Below are 22,058 nucleotides of genomic sequence, written 5' to 3'. Positions count from 1 at the left end.
ATTGCCGGTCAGATCAAGTGAGCGGCGACAGCTGGATCTCGACGCGACGGTTCTGCTCGCGGCCGGCGGCCGTCGCATTGGAGGCGATCGGCCGCGTCTTGCCGAAGCCGGTGACAGCGAAGCGGCGCTGATCGACGCCCTGACCGGACAGATAGTTGGCGACCGCCAGCGCGCGGCGCTGCGACAGATCGAAATTGTGCTGGTCGCCGCCGGTCGAATCGGTGTGGCCGAACACGTCGACCGTGGTCTGCTTGAATTTCTTCAGCACCAGCGCAACCGAGTTCAGCACTGGATAAAAGCCGGGCTTGACCGCATCCTGATCGACATTGAAGGTGATGTCCGACGGCATGTTGAGGATGATCTGGTCGCCACTGCGGGTGACGCTGACACCAGTGCCCTCGAGCTGCCGGCGCAGTTCAGCTTCGTTCTGATCCATGGTGGCGCCGATGGCGCCGCCGGCCAGTGCACCGATACCAGCGCCGATCAGCGCGTTGCGGCGGTCATTGCCACCGGCAAGCAGACCAAGGCTCGCACCTGCCAGGGCACCAAGACCGGCACCCGCGGCCGTGTTGGAAATCTTCTGGTCACCCGTATACGGATCGGTGGTTGTGCAGGCGCTCACGAGCAAAGCCGTCGCCACGACGACGAGCACGGTTTTCTTCATAGATGGTCCCTCTCCAAGTCGCGCCTTTTCGACGGCGCCAAATCAGCCCTTCCCGCGACTTGTACCATGAATTGCGGCGAAAAGCGGAACGGGAAAAGCGCTGGGGACGGCTTTTCCCGGGGCCAATTACATGACGACCGCCTTGGCCGACTACCAGAGATTCTTGCCGTCAATGACCACCACTTCCACCTTGTCGAGATCGAAATCATCGAACAACCGCGAGTTGACGCTGATCTTCGGATTGTCGAAATCCGGCTCGCCGGTCGACCAATCCGGTGTTTCGGTGAAAGTGCCGCAGCCGCAGGTCGCGCAAAACCCGTGCTTCACGGTTTTCGACCCCCACTGATAGACAGAAACGTTTTTCGGCGGACTGGTCAGCTTGAACTGCGACGGGACGTAGTAAGCCCAAAGCGAGCCGCGTTTGGAGCAGAACGAACAGGTGCATTGCGTCACCGTCTGCGGTGCCTCTGAAACCTCGAATGTCGTCGCCTTGCAGTGGCAGCTTGCCTTGATGGTCATCAACATCACCTCTCCGTTGTCCGCCGCCCATGCGGCAGGGCACCATAAAGAAGCGATCATGACAACTGCCTGTCAGCAGGCTCTACGGCTGAACAGCAAACAGCAAACTCAGTAGGACGAGGGCGGCACGAACAGGCAGATGGTCTTGCCGGCATCGAGGCCGGCCTCATGCGCGCACCAATGGAATTCACCGTCGGGCGAATCCTTGATGCGTCTGTCGCTGTAGGCCAGCACCTCGCCGGTGTCCTTGATGACATAACCTTCCGGGCGCTCGCTGATCGAGGTCTGCGACACCTCGTGGCAGTCGTAGTTCGCGCAGCAGGCAAACGGATAGCTCCAGCCTTGCGGCTTGGCCGCGGTCGGCTTGGCGTCATGCGCCAGGGCCGGCGCCGACAGCAGCGCGATCACACACGCCGCGCAAAGGGGAATGACAAGCTGGCCAACCGATGGAGCGGCGATGGCCGATCTGGAATTGGCGGCAAACATGGGAACGTTCCTTTCAAACGAGGTTCAAGCGTTGCGCTTGCCCGTTCCCGGAACGTGTCTTCCCAGCGGCCAATCGTCAGCAGATATGCCGCGACCGGCCATAAATGCTTTTGTCTCCTCCTGCCGCAAATGGTGGGCCGAAATGTGAGTCGGCGCAAGAAATTGCTGCGTGGCCGGCCCGCACCCGTCGCCGGGCCGCTTGGGGCAGCAACAAGGTGCTCCCCACAACTACGGCAGGTTGTCGTCGGTGATGGTGAACCCGCCCGCTTCGTCCCACGAAGATGCGAGCGGTGGCAAATCCGGGTTTGGTGGCGGACGGAGCTAGTCCAGATCCGCCACGGCCTCACCAGCACCACCCTCGATGCGTTGCGACAGCGAGGCTTCCATGAAATCGTCAAGGTCGCCGTCGAGCACGCTCGACGGGCTGGTGCTTTCTACGCCGGTGCGCAGATCCTTCACCAGCTGATAGGGCTGCAGCACGTAGGAACGGATCTGGTGACCCCAGCCGATGTCGCTCTTCGACGCCTCGGTGGCATTGGCGACGGCTTCGCGCTTCTTCAGCTCTTCCTCGTAGAGGCGCGAGCGCAGCATTTCCCAGGCCTTCGCCTTGTTCTTGTGCTGCGAACGCTCAGCCTGGCAGGCAACCGCGATGCCGGTGGCGATATGGGTGATGCGCACGGCCGAATCGGTGGTGTTGACATGCTGGCCGCCCGAACCGGACGAGCGATAGGTGTCGATGCGTACATCCGATTCCGAAACATCGATCTCGATCCTGTCATCGACGACTGGGTAGACCCAGATGCTGGAGAAGGACGTATGGCGACGCGCATTGCTGTCATAGGGCGAAATGCGCACCAGGCGGTGGACGCCCGATTCCGTCTTCAGCCAGCCATAGGCATTGTGGCCCTTGATCAAGAGCGTAGCGGATTTGATGCCGGCTTCTTCGCCGTCATGCACTTCCAGCACCTCGACCTTGAAGCGGCGGCGTTCGGCCCAGCGCGTGTACATGCGCAACAGCATCGAGGCCCAGTCCTGGCTCTCGGTGCCGCCGGCGCCGGCGTGGATTTCGAGATAGGTGTCGTTGGCGTCGGCTTCACCCGACAGCAGCGTTTCGACCTGGCGGGCCTTCGCCTCGCCCTGCATCGAGCGGATCGACGCTTCGGCCTCGGCGATAACGCCTTCGTCGCCTTCTTCCTCGCCGAGCTCGATCAGGCCGATATTGTCTTCCAGCGCCTGGGTGATGCCCTTGACCGCCGCAATGCCTTCTTCGAGGCCCTGGCGTTCGCGCATCAGCTTCTGCGCTTCCAGCGGTTCGTTCCAGAGGCTGGCGTCCTCGGCGCGCACATTCAGGTATTCAAGCCGCTTTATGGCCTGATCCCAGTCAAAGATGCCTCCTCAGCAGGGTTATCGCCTGCCTGATCTCGTCGACAATATTCTGCGTTTCCGCGCGCATGGCCTGGTATTTTGTCCTGTTGCTGAAGTGACACTTCGGTCGGCGCGATACATAGGGACGGCGCCGCCATGTGTAAAGCGAAATGGGCCGGCCCAGGCCAGCCCAGCGGTCGGCATCCGGACCCGTCAGTAGAGGCCGCCGCCGCCGTCCTGGATGGCCTGGTTGGCTTGCGGCGACAATGCGCCGCCCGAGGCGTTGGAGCCATCGGCGCCCATGCCGATCACCCAATAGCTGTCGGCGGGACCGGTGCCCGGCTTGAAGGCCTCGATGATGGTGCCCGGATCGCCCGACGCGGCACGCATGCCGGTCTTGCGGTTGATGGCGATCAGGTTCATGCCGTCAGGAACCTTGAAGTCGACATTGGGCGTGCCGTCCAGCGCCACGCGCATGAAATCCTTGAAGATCGGGGCGGCCAGACCGCCGCCGGTGGCGCCATGGCCAAGGCCGCGCGGCGTGTCGTAACCCATATAGAGACCGACGACGAGGTTGGGCGTAAAACCGATGAACCAGGCGTCCTTCTCGTCGTTGGTGGTGCCGGTCTTGCCGGCGATGTGGCGGCCAAGCTCGCCGATGGTGGCACCGGTGCCGCGTTGCACCACGCCTTCCATCATGGAAGTGATCTGGTAGGCGGTCATCGGATCGAGCACCTGCTCGGAATTGTCGACCAGTTCCGGCTCCGGCTGGTTCTTCCATTCAGGCGCGTTGCAGCCTTCGCAGCCACGCTCGTCCTGTTTGAACACGGTCTTGCCGTAGCGGTCCTGGATGCGGTCGATCAGCGATGGCTTGATCGACTTGCCGCCATTGGCCATGATCGAATAGGCCGAAACCATGCGCATGACGGTCGTCTCGCCGGAGCCCAGCGCCATCGGCAGATAAGGCGCCAGGTGGTCGTAGACGCCGAAGCGCTCCGCGTATTCGACAACCAGCTTCATGCCCATGTCGTTGGCAAGCCGCACCGTCATCAGGTTGCGTGACTTCTCGATGCCGGAGCGCAGGGTTGCCGGCCCGGCAACGGTGCCGTCATAGTTCTTCGGCGTCCAGGTGGTGTTGCCGCTCTGGATGGTGATCGGTCCGTCCATGATCACCGAGGCAGGCGTATAGCCGTTGTCGAGCGCGGCCGAATAGACGATCGGCTTGAACGAGGAGCCCGGCTGGCGCATCGCCTGGGTGGCGCGGTTGAACTCCGACTGCGAATAGGAGAAGCCGCCGACCATGGCCAGCACGCGGCCGGTGTGCGGATCCATGGCGATCAGACCACCTTCCACCTCAGGAACCTGACGCAAGCTGTAAGTGTTGTCGGAACCTTCGTTCTTCTGCACGAAGATGACATCGCCCGGCTTCAGCACGTCGGCCGGCGACTTGGCCTTGACCGTCTTGCCGTCGACCACATGGCGCATGGCAAAGCCCATGTCGTCCTTGCTGACGGTGCCTTCGACACGCTCCTTGACGATGTCGCCCGACGCCTGGCGTGCGGGCTGCAGGCCGATCGAGAGGCCGGATGCCGAGGAGTCGAGCACGACGGCGAGCGACCATTCGGGAACGTCTTCCAGTCCCTTGACGGCGCCCAGTGGAGGTCCCCAGTCGCCGGACACGTCAATCGACGTCACCGGGCCGCGATAGCCGCGCAGCGTGTCGTATTTCATCAAACCGTTCTGCATCGCCTTGCGGGCAATGAGCTGAACCTTCGGGTCAAGGGTCGTGCGGATGGAAAGGCCGCCCTCATAGAGCGCGTTCTCGCCATAGCGGGCGATGATCTGCCGACGAACCTCTTCGGTGAAATATTCGCCCGCGAACAAATAGGAGCCGGTGCGGCGCGGGGCGACACCAAGCGGCTCGGCCTTCGCCTTCGCACCCTCTTCGGGGGTCACGTAACCGTTCTCGACCATCTGGCCGATGACCCAGTTTCGCCGCTCGATCGCGCGATCGGCATGCTTGAAGGGATTGTAGTTGGCCGGACCTTTCGGGAGCGATGCCAGATAAGCGGCCTCGGCCACGGTCAGTTCGTTCACCGATTTATCGAAATAGGTCAGTGCGGCGCCGGCGACACCATAGGCGTTGAAGCCAAAGAATATCTCATTGAGATAGAGCTCAAGGATACGATCCTTGGAATAGGCCTGCTCGATGCGGAACGAAAGGATGGCCTCCTTGACCTTGCGCTCCAAGGAGCGCTCGTTGGTGAGAAGGAAGTTCTTGGCAACCTGCTGGGTGATCGTCGAACCACCCTGCATCGGTCCACCCGAAACGTAAGTGAGCACCGCTCTGCCCAACCCCGTTATGTCAACACCGGGATGGCTGTAGAAGTTCTTGTCCTCGGCGGACAGGAAGGCCGCCTTGACGCGATCCGGGATCGCCTGAATCGGCAAATACAGGCGCCGTTCGCGCGCATACTCCGCCATCAGAGAGCCATCCGAGGCATGGATGCGGGTGGTCACCGGCGGTTCGTACTTGGCCAGCACTTCGTAATCGGGCAGATCCTTTGCTACATGGCCGATGTAAAGCGCAACGCCCGCCGCGGCCAGAAGGGCCAGCGTCGTGCCGATGCCGAAGAAATAGCCAATGAGACGAATCATACCCGCTCCAGTCCTTGGTTCGGGAATTTCCTAAACGAAGCCGCCTTCCACGCAAGCTTTCGAGCCGGTCCCAATCCGTAATCGAAAACCCATGTCGCCACCATGTGGACAAAATACGGCAAGGCCTGATTTCGTGACCGCGCACCGGAAATAAAAGGCACCGGGTGTTGTCATCCAGCAACGCTGCCTCAGGTTGCAGGCGCCGCCAGCCATGTCAACCTCCGGTCACCGTTCCGGCCCGGGCGGAGGCAAACAGCGCAACGGCGTTGGTGATGCTTTGTGCGGCCTTGCCGCGCCATTCGGCGTCGAGCAGCTGCGCCTCGTCCTTGGCATTCGAGAGATAGCCGAGTTCGACCAGAACGGATGGCACGTCCGGCGCCTTCAGCACCTTGAAGCCTGCGGAACGCTGCGGATTGTTGATGAGGCCGACGCTGGTCGACAGCTGGCCGACCAATGTGTGGGCGAAACTCATCGAAAATGTGTGCGTCTCGCGGCGGATCAGGTCGATCAGGATGTCGGTCACTTCCTTGTTATCGTCCTTGATGACCATGCCGGCGAACTGGTCGGAGAGGTTTTCGCGGTCGGCAAGCGCCTGCGCCTCGGGATCCGACGCCTTGTCGGAGACGGTGTAGACGGTGGCGCCGCGGATGCCCTTGACGCTGATTGTATCGGCATGGATCGAAATCAGCAGATCGGCCTCATGCTGGCGGGCAATGCGCACGCGGTCGTCCAGACGCAGATATTCGTCGGTGTCGCGGGTCATGAAGACATCATATTTGCCGACGGCCGCGAGCTTGTCGCGCAGCTCCGTGGCGAAGGCCAGCGTGATATTCTTCTCGATCGTGCCGTTCAGACCCTCGGCGCCGCCGTCGACGCCGCCATGGCCGGGGTCGATAACGACCGTGAAGCGGTGACCCGGATTGGAGACCGGCCCGGTGCCGACCCGCCCGCCCTTGTCGGTCGAAACCGTCGAGCCGGTGGTCAGCGCCTGGTTGGCAAGGGCGGCGTCGAATTCCCGCTCCGATGCCGCCGACATGTCGATGGCGATGCGGTAGCCGGTTCCGTCCTCATTCTTGAGCACATCCAGCTTGTCGACGGCGAACGGCCCCTTGCCGGTGAGGATCAGCCGCGAAACGCCTTCGCCGAGCGCGCCCAGGCGCACGCCCTTGACCAGGCCGCGCGGCTTCAAATCCTTGGCGTCGATGGCCAGCTTGGTATTCGCCAGGTCGATGACCAGACGATTGGGGCCGCGCAACAGGAACCATTTGATGTCAGGTTCCCGATCGAAATCCATGACGATGCGCATCTTGGTGGCATCGCCCGCCATCTTGTAGCCTTTTGCCACCAGCGGCGCGTCGGCGGCATTGGCAACCGAGGAAAAGGTCTGTGAAATCACCACCAGCAGCAGAAGGCATAGGGCGCCCAGAATCCGGCCGCCGACACGACATCCCTTGCCTGTGAAGCCTGCCAGTCCCATCTCTCTTCCAGTCGCTCCCGGTTTGGCGCCAGGCGCCCGCTCGTTTCGTCGAAGTGCCGGTTAGGCGCGAACTCGATTAACGATTGGTATCCAGAGAAGGTTAACCAAGCCTTTTCACACAAGGATCAGAACCCAAGCTTACGTTACGGAACTGCTTTTTGCCGGCATCGGAAATCGGGGTTGCCTTCCAACCCGCCAAATCATAAAAGCGATAGTGGATCACTGCAATCCTGGAACCGCCCTCCTCCGCAGCTTCCTGCTACAGGGTCAGATGAAAGGCGGCTCCTTTCGCTTCACGCGAAAAGGCTTCAGGTGATTGCGACGAATTTCGCAGGTGTGCTCCCGTGGCGGGGGAATCACCTGCGTGAGGAAAACGGCCGGGTCTGTTCCCGTGCCGGCTCTGTATGAGCAAACAAGCTGGTCCGGTTTCCGGGCTTTGGTTCAAAAGGTTCTGCTGGTGACGATGGCTTCAAGCGCAATCATGGAAAGGTCCGCATCAAACCGCGCCAGTATGGCTGCGGGCGGCACCGCCATGACGCGCAGGCACCGTCCGGCGGACATTCAATTATCCGGCACCCACTCTCCAGACACACAGCAGCGGGCTTTACCCCGCCAGCTGTGGCTGACGGCTGCCGGGGGGAAACGAAATAATGCCCAACAAGATGCTGATAGACGCCTCCCACCCGGAGGAAACACGAGTTGTCGTCGTACGCGGTAACCGTATCGAAGAATTCGACTTTGAATCCCAGGACAAGAAGCAGCTCAAAGGAAATATCTACCTCGCCCGCGTAACGCGCGTCGAACCCTCCCTTCAGGCAGCCTTTGTCGAATATGGCGGCAACCGTCACGGTTTTCTCGCCTTCAGTGAAATACACCCCGACTACTACCAGATCCCGGTCGCCGACCGTCAGGCACTGCTGCGCGCCGAAGCGCAGGAGGCCGAAGACGAGGAGGACGAGGACGGTGACGGCGATGACCGCCAGAGCCGCGATCGCGGACGGCGCGGGCGCCGGCGTGGCGGCAAGAGCCGCGACCGCGGCGAGCACAAGCGCGATGCGGGCGAGGCAGGCGAAGGCTCCGGCGAGCCAAGCGAAGGCAACGACAATGGCGACATCGTTGTCGAGGAGATCTCCCACACCTCCGAGATCATCGAACACGCAGCCGATACATCCGAACATTCAGACACCTCGGGGCATGCCGATACATCAGGCCATGATGAAGGTTCCGCCGAACAGGACGAAACCGAAACCCGCGAGGGCGGCCCGACATCGATCGCCGCCTCTGTCGAAGGCGATGTGATTTCCGAGCCCGTGCCGCAGGCGGAACAGGGCAGCGAAGCCACCTCCAGCGACAATGATCGAGGCATGCTGGAGGAAGTACAGTCCTCGCATCCCGATGATCACGAGGTCGAATCGGTCGGCGCCGAGGACGCGCTGGAAGAAGTGCGCAACCGCCGCAAGCCGGTGCGCCGCCAGTACAAGATCCAGGAAGTGATCAAGCGCCGGCAGATCCTTTTGGTGCAGGTCGTCAAGGAAGAGCGCGGCAACAAGGGCGCGGCACTCACCACCTATCTGTCGCTTGCCGGCCGCTATTCGGTGCTGATGCCGAACACGGCGCGCGGCGGCGGCATTTCGCGCAAGATCACCAGCGCGGTCGACCGCAAGCGCCTCAAGGAGGTGGTCGCCGATCTCGAAGTGCCGCAAGGCATGGGCGTCATCCTGCGCACCGCCGGCGAGAGCCGCACCAAGGCCGAGATCAAGCGCGACTACGAATATTTGATGCGGCTTTGGGAAAATGTCCGCAATCTCACGCTCCAGTCCACCGCCCCTGCCCTCGTCTATGAGGAAGGCAGCCTGATCAAGCGTTCGGTGCGCGACCTCTACAACAAGGATATCGACGAGATTCTCGTCTCCGGCGAGGAAGGCTATCGCGAAGCCAAGGACTTCATGCGCATGCTGATGCCGAGCCACGCCAAGGTGGTTCAGCCGTTCCGCGACACGACGCCGATCTTCGTGCGCAACGGCATCGAGGCGCAGCTCGACCGCATGCTGCAGCCGCAAGTGACGCTGAAGAGCGGCGGCTACATCATCATCAACCAGACCGAGGCGCTGGTTGCCATCGACGTCAATTCGGGTCGCTCCACCAAGGAGCATTCGATTGAGGACACGGCACTCCACACCAATCTGGAAGCGGCCGAGGAAGTCGCGCGTCAGCTCAGGCTGCGCGATCTGGCCGGCCTGATCGTCATCGACTTCATCGACATGGAGGAGAACCGCAACAACCGCTCCGTCGAAAAGCGGCTGAAGGATCACCTCAAGAACGACCGCGCCCGTATCCAGGTCGGCCGTATCTCGCATTTCGGCCTGATGGAGATGTCACGCCAGCGCATCCGCGCCAGTGTGCTGGAATCGACCATGAAGCCCTGCCCGCATTGCGGCGGCACCGGCCATGTCAGGTCCGATTCGTCGGTCGCGCTGATGGTGGTGCGGGCGATCGAGGAATTCCTGCTCAAGGATTCGCGCAGCCACATCACGGTGCGCACGCCGGCCGCGACCGCGCTCTACGTGCTCAACCACAAGCGCGGCACACTGGTGGAACTCGAAAGCCGCTTCGGCCTGACCATCACCATCGAGGCCGACGATACGGTTGGCGCGCAGCACTATGCGATCTTCCGCGGCGCCCTGGCCGAAAAGCCCGAGGGCTTTGTCGAGGCGCGCAGTCTGCCGGCCTATGTCGAGCCGGAGGAGCCCGAGGACGAGATTGTCGTCGTCGAGGAAGACGAGGAGGTCGTGGTTCAGGCTGAGCAGCCACGCCAGCAGCCACAGCAGAACCAGCAGCCGCGGCCTGCCGGCGGCGAGGATGGCGAAGGCCGTGATCGCAAGCGTCGCAAGCGCCGCAGACGGCGCGGCGGCAGGGATCGCGACCGCGAGCATGGCGCCCCGGCGGACGGCTCATCCGTCTCCGCTCCGGCCGGCGATTTCGCCGGATCGGCAAACGCGGCGGACAATGACGACACCGAAACGGACGATGCCGCTCCGATCGCTGCGGGCGCCTCTGACGAGGCGGCGCAGGCTGCGGATGACAGCCAGGGCAAGAAGCGCCGGCGCGGCAAGCGCGGCGGTAAGCGCAACCGTCGCGAAGACGGCGAAGGCGAGACCGAGGCAAGCGCCGGCGAAACGACCGAGGCTTCGGAGGCCGATGCTTCCGAAAGCGAGCCTGTGTCGATCGAGCCAGTCGCTGCCGTTGATGAGCCGGTGGCTGCGGTGAGCGAAGAGGTGCCGAGCACCGAGAAGCCCAAGAAGCCGCGTCGGGCAGCCAAGCCGAAGAAGGCAGCCGCCGAGGCCGTCGCCGAAACGACTGTTGTCGAAGCGGCACCGGAAACGCCGGTCGAGGCTTCGGTTTCGGTCGTTGAAGAAACGGTGGTCGCGGCCGTCGCGGAAGAGCCTGCAAAGGCCCGGCCGTCACGGCGCAAGCCGGCAGCCATCGATGCGCCAGTGGTGCCGGTGGTTTCTTCGACCGTCGCCGATGAACCGGAGGCCAAGACTGAAGAAAAGCCGAAGCGTGCCGGCTGGTGGCAGCGGAAGGGCTTTTTCTAAGCCTTTCAACTGGTTGAAGTGATTTTTTGATAAGAGAATCCCGCGCCGATCGAAAGACGACGCGGGATTTTTCATTTCTCCAACGTACATGAGAGGCTAAGGCGCGAAGATCGACCAGTTCATCATCCTGGCCAGCTTCTCCAGCGCGATCGAACCGAGCTTGGAATTGCCGTTGGCGTTGAGACCGGGCGACCAGACGGCGAGCGAGGCGACGCCTGGCACGATGCCCAATATGCCGCCGCCGACGCCGCTTTTTCCTGGAATGCCGACTCGGAAGGCGAAGTCGCCGGAGCCGTCATAGTGGCCGCAGGTCAGCATCATGGCGCCGATGCGCCGCGCCCGCTCCGCCGACACCACCTGATATCCGGTGGCCGGGTTCTTGCCGCCATTGGCGAGGAAACGGCCGGCCATCGCCAGTTGTCGGCAACTCATGGCGATCGCGCAATGGTGGAAATAGACGCCGAGCGCCAGTTCCGGCGCATGGTGAAGATTGCCAAAGGATTTCATGTAGTTGGCCAGCGCGAAGTTGCGATAGCCGGTGGCGCGTTCGGAGGCCGCGACCTCACGATCGATGATGATGGTCTCGTCGTCGGCAAGGAACTGGATGAAGCGCAGGATCTCGCCAATCGCCTCGCGCGGCTGGTGGCCGGCAAGCAGGATATCGGAAATAACGATGGCGCCGGCATTGATGAACGGATTGCGCGGAATGCCGTTCTCGTGCTCGAGTTGGACGATCGAGTTGAACGGATTGCCCGACGGCTCGCGCCCGACCCGTTTCCACAGCGCATCGCCGACATTGCCGAGCGCCAGCGTCAAGGTGAACACCTTGGAGATGCTCTGGATCGAAAATGCCTGATCGGCATCGCCCGCCATCAGCACACGGCCGTCATTGGTGACGGCGGCAATGCCGAATTTTTTCGGATCGACCTTACCCAGTTGAGGAATGTAAGTCGCGACATCGCCGCGATCGGTGCGCTCGGTCATTTCGGCGGCGACTTCGGCCAATGCTTGATCAAGTTTGGGGGCCTGTTCGAGTTCCGGCATGGTTCTACCTCAACCAGCGTTCGATGCGCGCCATCGCCTCGACCATGTCGTCGTGGCTGCCGGCATAGGAAAACCGCATCGTTCGGTGCCCCGCCTGGGTGTCGAAGTCGCGGCCGGGCGTCGCCGCCACATGCGCCTCGGCCAGCATCTTGCGCGCAAAAGCCATGCTGTCATTGGTGTGTCGGGTGACATCGCAAAAGGCATAGAAGGCGCCGTCCATGGGTGCGGCCAGCGGAAAGCCGAGTTCCGGCAGGCGTGTCATCAGCAGTTCGCGGTTCCAGGCGTAGCGGCCCTTGACCGCTTCCAGCTCATCGGTCGCGGCAAAGGCCTCGATCGCGGCGATCTGCGACAGTTCCGGCGGCGAGATGTAGAGGCTCTGGGCAATGCGCTCGACCGGCCGCACCAGCTCTTCCGGCAACACCATCCAGCCAATGCGCCAGCCGGTCATGCAGTAGTATTTCGAGAAGGAATTGATCACCGTCACGCTGTTGCCGAAGGCAAGTGCCGTGGTGTCAGGGGCGCCATAGGCCAACCTATGGTAGATCTCATCGGAAATGACGGCGATGCCCAGTGTCTCCGCTGTATTGACCAGCGCCGACAGTTCATCGGCCGGTATGACGGCACCGGTCGGGTTGGCGGGGCTCGCGAACAGAACGCCCTTCAGCGGCTTCTCGCGATGCGCGGCCTCCAGATGACCGGCATGCAGGTAGGCCGCGTCGCCAAGCTCGATCTCGACCACTTCGATGCCGAGCGCCGCCATGATGTTGCGATAGGCAGGGTAGCCGGGTGCTGCGATGGCAACGCGGTCGCCCGGATCGAACATCGCCAGGAAGGCAAGATTGAAGGCCGCCGACGAACCTGTGGTCACCGCAATCCGGCCAGGCTCGACTTCAAGCCGATAGTGATCCGCGTAATGCTCGGCGATCGCCTTGCGCAGACCGGCCAGCCCCAGCGTGTCGGTGTAGCCGATGCGGCCGTGCTGCAAAGCCTTGGCCGCGGCGGCGCGAACCCGAGCGGGCGCCGGATCGGACGGCTGGCCCACCGCCATGGAGATCACCGGCACGCCCTGGGCCCTCAGCCTGTTCGCTTCCGCCAGCACATCCATGGCGTGGAATGGCTCGACATTGCCACGACGTGAGAGCGAAACGACCATTTTATCCCTATCCCGACGGTTGGGCACGCCATGCCCTCGAATATATGCGCCGCACAAATGCCCGATTGATGTGAGGATCACAAGTTGAGGAAGTTTTTCCGGTGCCGACTTTTCATCTTTCGCCCGCTCGTCTACCAGTGGACACGTCATGTTGAGCCGACCCAGATCGACGATTGCCAAGATCGCGCGTGTTTTCGCGACGCTTTCGCTTGGCGTCGCCGTTGCCGTGGCGAGTTCGGTCACCGCCTTCGCCCAAAGCGTGCCGGTGGTACGCGATGCCGAGATCGAGGCCCTGGTGCGTGACTACGCGCGGCCGATCTTCAAGGCGGCGGGGCTGGCGAATGACGGCATCGATATCGTGCTGGTCAACGATTCCAGCTTCAACGCTTTCGTGACCGGGCGTCGGCTGTTCATCAACACCGGCGCGCTGATGACGGCCGAAACGCCGAACGAAATCATCGGCGTCATCGCGCACGAGGCCGGCCATATCGCCGGCGGCCACCAGCAGAAACTGCGTGACCAGCTCGAGCGCGCCAAGACGATGGCCATCATCGCCACCTTGCTTGGCGCCGGTGCGATCGTCGCTGGCGCCACCACCAACAGCCGCGGCCTTGCCGGCGCCGGCATGGGTGTTGCCGCCGGCGGCGGCGAGATGGCACAGCGCAGCATCCTCGCCTACCAGCGCACCGAAGAGATAACGGCCGACCGCTCCGCCATCACCTATCTCAACGCCACCGGCCAGTCCGGCATGGGCATGCTGAAGACGTTCCGCCGCTTCCAGACCGCGCTGTCCCTGTCGGGTGCGCAGATCGATCCCTACCGGATCAGCCACCCGATGCCGCAGGAGCGCATCGCCAATCTCGAAGTGCTGGTGAAGCAGAGCCCGAATGTCGACAAGCCTGATCCGCCGGCGCTGCAGCAGCGCCACGACATGATGCGCGTGAAGATCGCCGTCTATATGGAAGGCAAGGCCACCGCAGGCAGGCTGATGCAAAAGATGCGGGGCAGCCTCGCGGCACTCTACGGCGATGCCCAGTCGACCTACCTTTACGGTGACATCGCCGGCGCACTCGCCAAGACCAATGCCCTGATCAAGGCGCAGCCCAAGAACGCCTATTTCCAGGAATTGCGCGGCGATATCCTGATGAAGGCGAACAAGCCCAAGGAAGCAGCCGAAGCCTACGCCAAGGCGGTCAGCCTCGATCCCGCGCGGTCCGGCTTGCTGCCCGTCTCGCTTGGCCAGGCGCTGATGGCGGTCGGCACGCCTGACGCGCTGAAGAAAGCCGTCGTGCAGATCAACAATGGTCTCGGTCGCGACAAGGAGAATTCCGAGGGGTATCGTTACCTGGCGCAGGCTTACGGCGAGTTGGGTGACATACCGGGCGCCGAGCTGGCGACGGCCGAGGGTCATTTCTATTCCGGTAACTACAAGGATGCGAAGATCTTCGCCATGCGCGCGCAACAGCAGATGAAGCGCGGCGAGCCGCGTTGGATACGCGCCCAGGATATCATAAACTACAAATCGACAAGCAAGATCTAGTGAACCTTCCGGTCACGCGCTGCGACACAGCCGGACCGGGAAACAGGCAAAAGGAACGAGAACGATGAAAAAGGCACTGCTGCTGGGCACCACGGGGATCGCTGTGGCCCTCACCATGCTGGCTTTCGGTTTCGTCGCCGGCAGCCCGCAGATTGCTAAGGCCGGTACAGCGCAGCCTGTCCAGGCGACTCAGCCTGTCCAGACGGCAGGGGCCGACACCAAGGCGGCCGATACCAAGATCGACCGCACCGAGGTCGAGGGCATAATCCGCGACTACCTCCTGAAGAACCCGGAAGTGCTGCTCGAAGTGCAGGACGCGCTCGAGGCCAAGCAGAAGGAAGAACAACGGATCGCCGCGCTCGGCGTCATCAAGAACGCCAAGGAGCAGATCTTCAACTCCAGCTTCGACGGCATCGTCGGCAACCCGAATGGCAAGGTGACCATCGTCGAGTTCTACGACTACAATTGCGGCTTCTGCAAACGCGCCATCGAGGACATGCGAGCACTGACCAAGTCCGATCCGGATCTGCGCTTCGTGCTCAAGGAATTCCCGATCCTCGGCCCGGATTCGCAAAAAGCCAGCGTCGTCTCGATGGCCTTCCACCTGATGAAGCCGGAAAAATACGGCGAGTTCCACAATGCGCTGCTCGGCGGCCAGGGACGCGCCACCGAAGCAGCCGCGATCAAGATCGCGCTTTCGCTCGGCGCCGACGAGGCGACGCTGCGCGAGAAGATGAAGGATCCGTCGATCACCGAGGCCTTCTCCAAGACCTACGATCTTGCCAACAAGCTGTCGATCACCGGAACGCCGTCCTATGTCGTCGGCAACGAGGTCGTGTTCGGCGCTCTCGGGCAGGAAGTGCTGGCGCAAAAGATCGAGGCGGCGAAGGCCGCGCTTTGATCAGCCGGGGGTTTTCTTCACGGGCGCATTTCGACCTGTTGTGGACAGTGAAAGAACGCACTTGCGCTCTTTTCGCGGACGGCTATGCCCGGTATAGAGGCCCAGCGCGCCGGTTTGCCACCGGCGCCGGAAAAGGTCGGCTTTTTTGAAAACGGTTTTCGTCCTGAACGGTCCCAATCTCAACGCGCTCGGCAAGCGCGAGCCGGGCATCTATGGCGGCAAGACGCTTGCCGCGATCGCCGACGACTGCAAGCAGGCCGGCGCGTCGCTCGGGCTCGAGATCGATTTCCGCCAGTCGAACCACGAAGGTGACCTTGTCGACTGGATCCAGGAAGCCGGCGACAAGGCCGCCGGCATCGTCATCAATCCAGGCGCCTACAGCCATACCTCGATCGCGATCCATGATGCCATCCGTTCGGTCGCGCCGCTGCCGGTCGCCGAAGTTCACCTTTCCAACATCCATGCGCGGGAATCATTCCGCCACGTCTCCATGATCGCGCCGGTCGCCGTCGGCATGATCTGTGGCTTTGGGCCGCTTGGCTACACGCTGGCGCTGCAGGCGCTGGCCGCACGCCTATGACCGGCCAACAAACAGAAGGCTCGAAAATGTCGATAAAGAAGACCGGTGTTGACCAGCAGTTGATCCGCGATCTGGCGGGCATACTGAATGACACCAACCTGACCGAGATCGAGGTCGAACTGGGTGACCTGAAGGTGCGCGTGTCACGGCAGGCACCTGCAGTCCACGCGATTGCAGCCCCCCCGCCCAGCTATGCGCCTTCGGCAGCAGTTCAGCCCGCTGCCGCGGCCGCCCCGGCAGCGGTCGACGTATCGAAGAACGCGGTCACCTCGCCGATGGTCGGCACCGCCTATCTGGCACCGTCGCCCGACGCCAAGGCGTTCATCGAGGTCGGCCAGAAGGTCAAGGAAGGCCAGACGCTGCTGATCATCGAGGCGATGAAGACGATGAACCAGATCCCCTCGCCGCGCGCCGGCACGGTGACGGCGATCCTGTTCGAGGATGCGACGCCGGTCGAATACGGCATGCCGCTCGTCGTGATCGAGTAGAGCGGGCCGGATGTTCCAGAAGATCCTCATCGCCAATCGCGGCGAAATCGCGCTTCGGGTGCTGCGCGCCTGCAAGGAACTCGGCATCCAGACGGTGGTGGTGCATTCGACCGCCGACGCTGACGCCATGCATGTCAGGCTCGCCGACGAAAGCGTGTGCATTGGCCCGCCGCCATCGCGCGACAGCTATCTCAACATCCATCAGATCGTCGCGGCCTGCGAGATCACCGGCGCCGACGCCGTGCATCCGGGCTACGGCTTCCTGTCGGAGAACGCCAAGTTCGCCGACATCCTGGCCGCGCACAACATCACCTTCATCGGTCCGTCCGGCGACCATATCCGTATCATGGGCGACAAGATCGAGGCCAAGCGCACCGCCAAGCGCCTCGGCATTCCGGTGGTGCCCGGTTCCGACGGCGCGGTGACCGACGAGAAGGAAGCCAAGCGCATCGCCGGCGAAATCGGCTATCCCGTGATCATCAAGGCCTCGGCCGGCGGTGGCGGGCGCGGCATGAAGGTTGCGCTCACCGAGGAGGACCTCGAGATCGCCTTGCAGACGGCGCGCTCCGAAGCGGGTGCCGCCTTCGGCGACGACGCGGTCTATATCGAAAAGTACCTGCAGAAGCCGCGCCATATCGAAGTGCAGGTGTTCGGCGACGGCTTTGGCCGCGGCGTGCATTTCGGCGAACGCGACTGTTCGCTGCAACGGCGTCACCAGAAAGTCTGGGAAGAGGCCAATTCGCCGGCGCTCAACGCCGAGGAGCGGTCCCGCATCGGCGGCATCTGCGCCAGGGCCATCGCCGATCTCGGCTATTCAGGCGCCGGCACGATCGAGTTCCTCTACGAGAATGGCGAGTTCTATTTCATCGAGATGAACACGCGCCTGCAGGTCGAGCATCCGGTGACGGAAGCGATCACCGGCATCGATCTCGTGCATGAGCAGATCCGCGTCGCTTCCGGTGGCGGTCTTTCGGTCAAGCAGGAAGACATCAAGTTCAATGGCCACGCCATCGAATGCCGCATCAATGCCGAGGATCCGCGCACCTTCACCCCCTCGCCCGGCACCATCACGCATTTCCACACGCCGGGCGGTCTCGGCATCCGCGTCGATTCCGGCGTCTATTCCGGCTACAAGATCCCGCCCTATTACGACAGCCTGATCGGCAAGCTGATCGTGCATGGGCGCAACCGCGTCGAGTGCATGATGCGGCTGCGGCGGGCGCTGGATGAATTCGTCGTCGATGGCATCAAGACAACCTTGCCGCTGTTTCGCGATCTGGTCGGCAATGCCGATATCGCCAATGGCGACTATGACATCCATTGGCTGGAAAAATATCTGGCCAAGGAAGAGTAGTCCGGGGACGCGATGACCCGTCCCTACGCGCCCGGCTATCGCATCCCCACCGACCTCTTGCTCAAGGCCTATGCCTCGGGCGTCTTTCCGATGGCCGAAAGCGCCAACGACCCGGAAGTGTTCTGGGTGCGGCCGGAGACGCGCGGCATCATCCCGCTCGACGGGTTCCACACGCCCAAAAGCCTGAAGAAGGCGATCCGCAAAAGCCCGTTCGACATCCGTTTCGACTTCGATTTCGAAGCGACGATCGACGGCTGTGCCGAAAAGCGTGAGGAGCGGCGCTCGACCTGGATCAACGCGCCGATCCGCGAGGCCTATGTGCAGTTGCACCGCATGGGCCACTGTCATTCGGTCGAGGCCTGGCATGAGGACCAGTTGGTCGGCGGCCTCTACGGCGTGTCGCTCGGACGGGTGTTCTTCGGCGAAAGCATGTTTTCCAAGGAGACCGATGCATCGAAGATCTGCCTGGTGCATCTCGTCGAACGCTTGAAGGTACGCGGCTTCGCTCTACTTGATACGCAATTCACCACTGAGCATCTCAAGCGCTTTGGCGCGGTCGATGTCCCGCGCGGCAAGTATGAGAAGATGCTGGCCGAAGCACTGAAGGGCGAGGCGATCTTTTTTCCCTAGGGATCGAGCCCTACTTCCCGGCCGCTACTTCCAGCGGTGTCTGCGAGTGGAACATCATCTTCCAGCCATTGACGCGGTGGACATAGCCGGTGCTGACCAGCGCCGCGTAGGGGTCGCCATTCTCCCGCGTCGCATGCGCCTCGTAGGTCAGCATGACGATGTCGCTGCCGGGTTCAATAATTCCCTTGAGCTCGATATCGAGGTCGCGCCAGCGGTTGGGCTTGGTCGCGGTCTTGGCCAGGTCGGCATTGTCCATCGCCTTTGCCATTTGCGGAAAGGCCACCAGGCATTCCGTGTCGGCATTGGCCGCGTAGTAGGCCTCGTCGCCTGTCCAGAATCCTTTTTCGAGTTCGAGCAACTCTTTCTTGCTCGCCGTGATCCGCTTGCTGTCTGACATCGAAATATCCTCCGGGCGCATCGATGCGCGGTCGTCAGCATTCCAACGCATGATGGACGTGACGGTTCCGGGGATCAGTTGGCGTCGGTGGCGTCCGGTTCCACGGGATCGGGCTGTTCCACATCCGGGCTCGCCGCAGGCTTCGGCTTGGCGGCGGCTGGTTTGGTCGCGGCCGGCTTCGAAGTGTCGGCCTTGGTGGCGTCAGCCTTGGCGGCATCGGGCGCCGGCACATCCGACTTCTGCTTGCATTCCTTCAGCCAGACGTCATAGACGGCATGTTCGACGGCGTTGAGCCCGGGGCTTTCGGCGAACATCCAGCCGGTAAAGATGCGGCGGATCTTGCGGTCGAGCGTGATCTCGTCGACCTCGACGAAGGAATCGGTCCTCGGCTCTTCGGTCTGCGGCCTGGAGTAGCAGACGCGCGGCGTCACCTGCAGAGCACCGAACTGCACCGTCTCGTCGATATAGACGTCGAAGGTAATGATGCGGCCGGTGATCTTGTCGATGCCGGCGAACTCGGCAACCGGGTTGGTGATGCGATCCGATCCCGCGGGCGCCGCCGGGGCGGGCGCGGCGGGTGCGGCCGGTGTGGGCGAAGCCGCAAAGGCCGCAGTGCTGACGGCGAGGCTGGCGGCTAGCGTCAGACCGCCCGTCGATATCAGATTGAAAAAGCTCATATAGGGGTACCGGTGGTTCGCGCCCGGGTGATTCCGTCGATCGCCAAGGCTAGTCGCCGTTTTCTGATCAGCAAGCAGCTAAACACCAATTGTGGCGATAAAGGACCGGCCTGCACTTCGTGCTGTGACAAGTCGAGGCGCCGTTACCAGCCGGGTCGTTACGAGCCGGGCGTCCACGCGTCGTAGTCACCGGTGACCTGCGGGCGATGCTGATTGGTCAGCACCGAGCCCTTCGGCCGATAGGCCGCCGGCGTGCCGGTCAGATTGGGCTGATGCGGCTTCTGCCATTCGCGCGGCTTGTAGTCTTCGCTCGGCGGCGCGACGTCGACACGGTGATGCATCCAACCGTGCCAGCCAGGCGGAATGGCCGAAGCTTCGGAATAGTTGCGGTAGATGACCCAGCGGCGCGTGCGGCCTTCCGAATCGATACCGCCTTCGTAGTAGACATTGCCGACCTCGTCCTGGCCGACCCTCTTGCCGTACCGCCAGGTGTGCAGGCGCGTTCCCAGCGTCTGGCTGTTCCACCAAGTGAAAAACTGCGTCAGGAAAGTCTTCATCTCAGAACCCTTTGCGCTGGCGGCGCCTGTTTCCTGCTTATGGCGTCAGGCCTTCGGGAAGGCAAGGGTTTTGCCGCGGGGGGTGCGCAAATGGCGCGCCGGGGATCCGACACAAGCCTGTGATCCCACAAGGCGGCAGGATGCGCGCTTGCCAAGCCTTTGCGCTCTTTCTAAAGCTCAGCGCGCCCATGCGGATATCCAATCCGGCCATGGGCCAAGGGAGGTGACGATTGGCCACGGAATTGCCGACCACCGACATTCGCATCGGCGCCGAGTTGATTCGCCGCCGCAAGGGCGGCACACCACTGGTCTGCCTGACGGCCTACACCTATCCCGTCGCTCGCCTGCTCGATCCCCATGTCGACCTGCTCCTGGTCGGCGACAGCGTCGCCATGGTCCTGCATGGCCATGCGACGACGCTGGGCGCGTCGCTGGAGATGATGATCGCGCATGGGCAAGCCGTGATGCGCGGTTCGGCCAGGGCCTGCGTCGTCGTCGACATGCCGGCGGGCAGTTACGAGGATTCCACGGCGCAGGCGGTGGCGTCGGCGCGGCGCATCGTCGACGAGACCGGCTGCCAGGCGGTGAAGCTTGAAGGCGGCGTCGACATGGCCGGTCAGATCGCGGCAATCGTGGCCGCCGGCATTCCGGTCATGGGCCATATCGGCCTGCTGCCGCAATCGGTAGAGAAGGATGGCGGCTACAAGATTAAGGGCCGCACGGACGAGACTATCGCAGCGTTGATGGCCGACGCGCTCGCCGTCGAAAAGGCCGGCGCGTTCTCCGTGGTTATCGAAGGCACGATCGAGGCGGTCGCCGCCAACATCACCCGCCGTATCGCCATTCCGACCATCGGCATCGGCGCCAGCGGCGACTGCGATGGCCAAATCCTGGTCATCGACGACATGGTCGGGCTGACCGTCGACCGCGTGCCGAAATTCGTCAAGGAATACGCCGATCTGCGCAGCGTCATCGCGCACGCCGCCGAGCGTTACGCAGCGGAGGTGCGGGACCGGACATTCCCTGGCCCAACCCATGTTTTTTCGGGCTCAAAGGCCTTTTCCAGTTCGAATACCATTTCGAACGCAAATGGCGGGGATGAATCATGAGCCGTCCCGAGGTCGTCGATAGCGTTGCCGCACTTCGCGCGCGGATTCAGGAGTGGCGGCGCGATGGCCTGCGCGTCGCCATGGTGCCAACCATGGGCGCGTTGCATGAGGGGCATCTCTCCCTGATCAGGATCGCCAAGGAAAAGGCCGAGCGATGCGTGGTGTCGATCTTCGTCAACCCGACGCAGTTCGCGCCGAGCGAGGATCTCGACAAATATCCGCGCCAGCTCGCCCGTGACCTCGACCTGCTGACGACGGTCAAGGCCGATCTTGCCTTCACGCCGACGGTCGGCGCAATGTATCCCGCCGGCTTCGCCACCAGGATCTCGGTCGGCGGCCCGTCCGCCGGGCTCGAATCGGACTTTCGCCCGACCTTTTTCGAAGGCGTCGCCACCGTTGTGGCCAAGCTTTTCCTCCAGGCAACGCCCGACTATGCGGTCTTTGGCGAGAAGGATTACCAGCAGCTTTGCGTCGTCAGGCAACTCTGCCGCGACCTCGACCTGCCCGTCGAGATCATCGGCGCCCCGACCATACGCGACACGCATGGCCTCGCCATGTCGTCACGCAACGCCTATCTCAGCGAGGCCGAACTTGCTGTCGCCCGCCAGCTCAACGCCATCCTGCACAAGGCGGCAGCAGCATTGGCGAGCGGCGCACATCAAGATGAAGCGACCGGTGAAGCCCGCCGCGCCCTGATCGCCGCCGGCTTCCAGAAAGTCGACTATGTCGAGGCCCGCGAAAGCCTGACACTGGCGCCGTGGCGCCGCGACCGCGTCGGGCGCCTGCTCGCCGCTGCCTGGCTTGGCAAGACACGACTCATCGACAATGTGGACGTTGCCGTTGCCTGAGCGGATTGGGCTACG

The 22,058-nt window shown here is 62.8% G+C and carries 20 protein-coding genes; 9 read left to right on the top strand and 11 right to left on the bottom strand.

All coding sequences use genetic code 11. From position 1 onward, the window contains the following. Positions 1-13 precede the first annotated feature (13 nt). The 6 genes from CKW40_RS35585 to CKW40_RS35560 form a co-directional block, all read right to left on the bottom strand. Positions 14-664 carry a YiaD family glycine zipper/OmpA-like lipoprotein gene (locus CKW40_RS35585; protein WP_095204385.1) on the bottom strand — a complete coding sequence of 217 codons (651 nt, stop codon included), beginning with the start codon at positions 662-664 and terminating at the stop codon, positions 14-16. A 150-nt stretch (positions 665-814) separates the two neighbouring features. Then, positions 815-1,183 (bottom strand): GFA family protein, encoded by a 369-nt coding sequence (locus CKW40_RS35580; RefSeq protein ID WP_095204384.1) that lies wholly within the window; start codon positions 1,181-1,183, stop codon positions 815-817. A gap of 108 nt (positions 1,184-1,291) precedes the next feature. Beyond that, on the bottom strand, positions 1,292-1,669 hold the full coding sequence (locus CKW40_RS35575; RefSeq protein ID WP_095204383.1) for a hypothetical protein: 378 nt from the start codon (positions 1,667-1,669) through the stop codon (positions 1,292-1,294). Positions 1,670-1,990: 321 nt separating this feature from the next. Further along, positions 1,991-3,122, bottom strand: a protein-coding gene (prfB, locus tag CKW40_RS35570; RefSeq protein ID WP_143748436.1) for a peptide chain release factor 2 whose coding sequence is annotated in 2 segments (ribosomal slippage) — positions 1,991-3,055 and positions 3,057-3,122 — 1,131 coding nt in all. Because the reading frame shifts where the segments join, the coding sequence is not laid out codon by codon here. A gap of 125 nt (positions 3,123-3,247) precedes the next feature. Continuing rightward, a complete protein-coding gene (locus CKW40_RS35565; protein ID WP_095204381.1) occupies positions 3,248-5,692 on the bottom strand; it encodes a penicillin-binding protein 1A in 2,445 nt (814 codons plus the stop codon). Positions 5,693-5,906: 214 nt separating this feature from the next. Then, the gene (locus CKW40_RS35560; protein ID WP_095204380.1) at positions 5,907-7,169 is read right to left on the bottom strand and encodes an N-acetylmuramoyl-L-alanine amidase; all 1,263 of its coding nucleotides are present in this window, start codon (positions 7,167-7,169) and stop codon (positions 5,907-5,909) included. Positions 7,170-7,819: 650 nt separating this feature from the next. On the opposite strand from CKW40_RS35560, the gene CKW40_RS35555 reads away from it, so the two are divergent. Beyond that, positions 7,820-10,765 carry an Rne/Rng family ribonuclease gene (locus CKW40_RS35555; RefSeq protein ID WP_095204379.1) on the top strand — a complete coding sequence of 982 codons (2,946 nt, stop codon included), beginning with the start codon at positions 7,820-7,822 and terminating at the stop codon, positions 10,763-10,765. Between the two features lie 96 nt (positions 10,766-10,861). On the opposite strand, the gene CKW40_RS35550 is transcribed toward CKW40_RS35555, so the two are convergent. Next, a complete protein-coding gene (locus tag CKW40_RS35550; RefSeq protein ID WP_095204378.1) occupies positions 10,862-11,809 on the bottom strand; it encodes a glutaminase in 948 nt (315 codons plus the stop codon). Between the two features lie 4 nt (positions 11,810-11,813). Further along, positions 11,814-12,962, bottom strand: a complete 1,149-nt coding sequence (locus tag CKW40_RS35545; RefSeq protein ID WP_095204377.1) for a pyridoxal phosphate-dependent aminotransferase — start codon at positions 12,960-12,962, stop codon at positions 11,814-11,816. A gap of 148 nt (positions 12,963-13,110) precedes the next feature. Between CKW40_RS35545 and CKW40_RS35540 the strand changes: the two genes are divergently transcribed. From CKW40_RS35540 to aat, 6 genes are all read left to right on the top strand, one after another. Then, a complete protein-coding gene (locus CKW40_RS35540; RefSeq protein ID WP_095204376.1) occupies positions 13,111-14,502 on the top strand; it encodes a tetratricopeptide repeat protein in 1,392 nt (463 codons plus the stop codon). 64 nt (positions 14,503-14,566) lie between these two features. Next, positions 14,567-15,403: a DsbA family protein gene (locus CKW40_RS35535; protein WP_095204375.1), complete on the top strand. Its 837-nt coding sequence runs from the start codon at positions 14,567-14,569 to the stop codon at positions 15,401-15,403. Positions 15,404-15,548: 145 nt separating this feature from the next. Next, the gene (gene aroQ, locus CKW40_RS35530) at positions 15,549-15,983 is read left to right on the top strand and encodes a type II 3-dehydroquinate dehydratase (protein WP_095204374.1); all 435 of its coding nucleotides are present in this window, start codon (positions 15,549-15,551) and stop codon (positions 15,981-15,983) included. 26 nt (positions 15,984-16,009) lie between these two features. Next, entirely contained in the window at positions 16,010-16,471 is a 462-nt protein-coding gene (gene accB / locus CKW40_RS35525) for an acetyl-CoA carboxylase biotin carboxyl carrier protein (RefSeq protein WP_095204413.1), read from the top strand. Positions 16,472-16,481: 10 nt separating this feature from the next. Next, a complete protein-coding gene (gene accC / locus CKW40_RS35520; protein ID WP_095204373.1) occupies positions 16,482-17,825 on the top strand; it encodes an acetyl-CoA carboxylase biotin carboxylase subunit in 1,344 nt (447 codons plus the stop codon). A gap of 12 nt (positions 17,826-17,837) precedes the next feature. Further along, entirely contained in the window at positions 17,838-18,455 is a 618-nt protein-coding gene (gene aat / locus CKW40_RS35515) for a leucyl/phenylalanyl-tRNA--protein transferase (protein ID WP_095204372.1), read from the top strand. Between the two features lie 10 nt (positions 18,456-18,465). On the opposite strand, the gene CKW40_RS35510 is transcribed toward aat, so the two are convergent. From CKW40_RS35510 to CKW40_RS35500, 3 genes are all read right to left on the bottom strand, one after another. Next, entirely contained in the window at positions 18,466-18,852 is a 387-nt protein-coding gene (locus CKW40_RS35510; protein ID WP_095204412.1) for a hypothetical protein, read from the bottom strand. Between the two features lie 74 nt (positions 18,853-18,926). Further along, complete coding sequence (locus tag CKW40_RS35505) at positions 18,927-19,529, bottom strand: DUF2155 domain-containing protein (protein WP_095204371.1); 603 nt, start codon at positions 19,527-19,529, stop codon at positions 18,927-18,929. A 158-nt stretch (positions 19,530-19,687) separates the two neighbouring features. Continuing rightward, on the bottom strand, positions 19,688-20,086 hold the full coding sequence (locus CKW40_RS35500; protein WP_095204370.1) for an NADH:ubiquinone oxidoreductase subunit NDUFA12: 399 nt from the start codon (positions 20,084-20,086) through the stop codon (positions 19,688-19,690). Between the two features lie 230 nt (positions 20,087-20,316). Here CKW40_RS35500 and panB point away from each other — a divergent pair, with 230 nt between their 5' ends. Together panB and panC are read left to right on the top strand one after the other, a co-directional pair. Continuing rightward, complete coding sequence (gene panB / locus CKW40_RS35495; RefSeq protein ID WP_095204369.1) at positions 20,317-21,195, top strand: 3-methyl-2-oxobutanoate hydroxymethyltransferase; 879 nt, start codon at positions 20,317-20,319, stop codon at positions 21,193-21,195. Further along, on the top strand, positions 21,192-22,043 hold the full coding sequence (gene panC, locus CKW40_RS35490) for a pantoate--beta-alanine ligase (RefSeq protein WP_095204368.1): 852 nt from the start codon (positions 21,192-21,194) through the stop codon (positions 22,041-22,043). The genes panB and panC overlap by 4 nt, the downstream gene beginning before the upstream one ends. Positions 22,044-22,058 lie beyond the last annotated feature (15 nt).

The sequence above is a fragment of the Mesorhizobium carmichaelinearum genome (assembly GCF_900199455.1).
Lineage (GTDB): Bacteria > Pseudomonadota > Alphaproteobacteria > Rhizobiales > Rhizobiaceae > Mesorhizobium > Mesorhizobium carmichaelinearum.
Note: the sequence above shows the minus strand (reverse complement) of the source record. Positions and strands in the feature narration are given on the sequence as shown.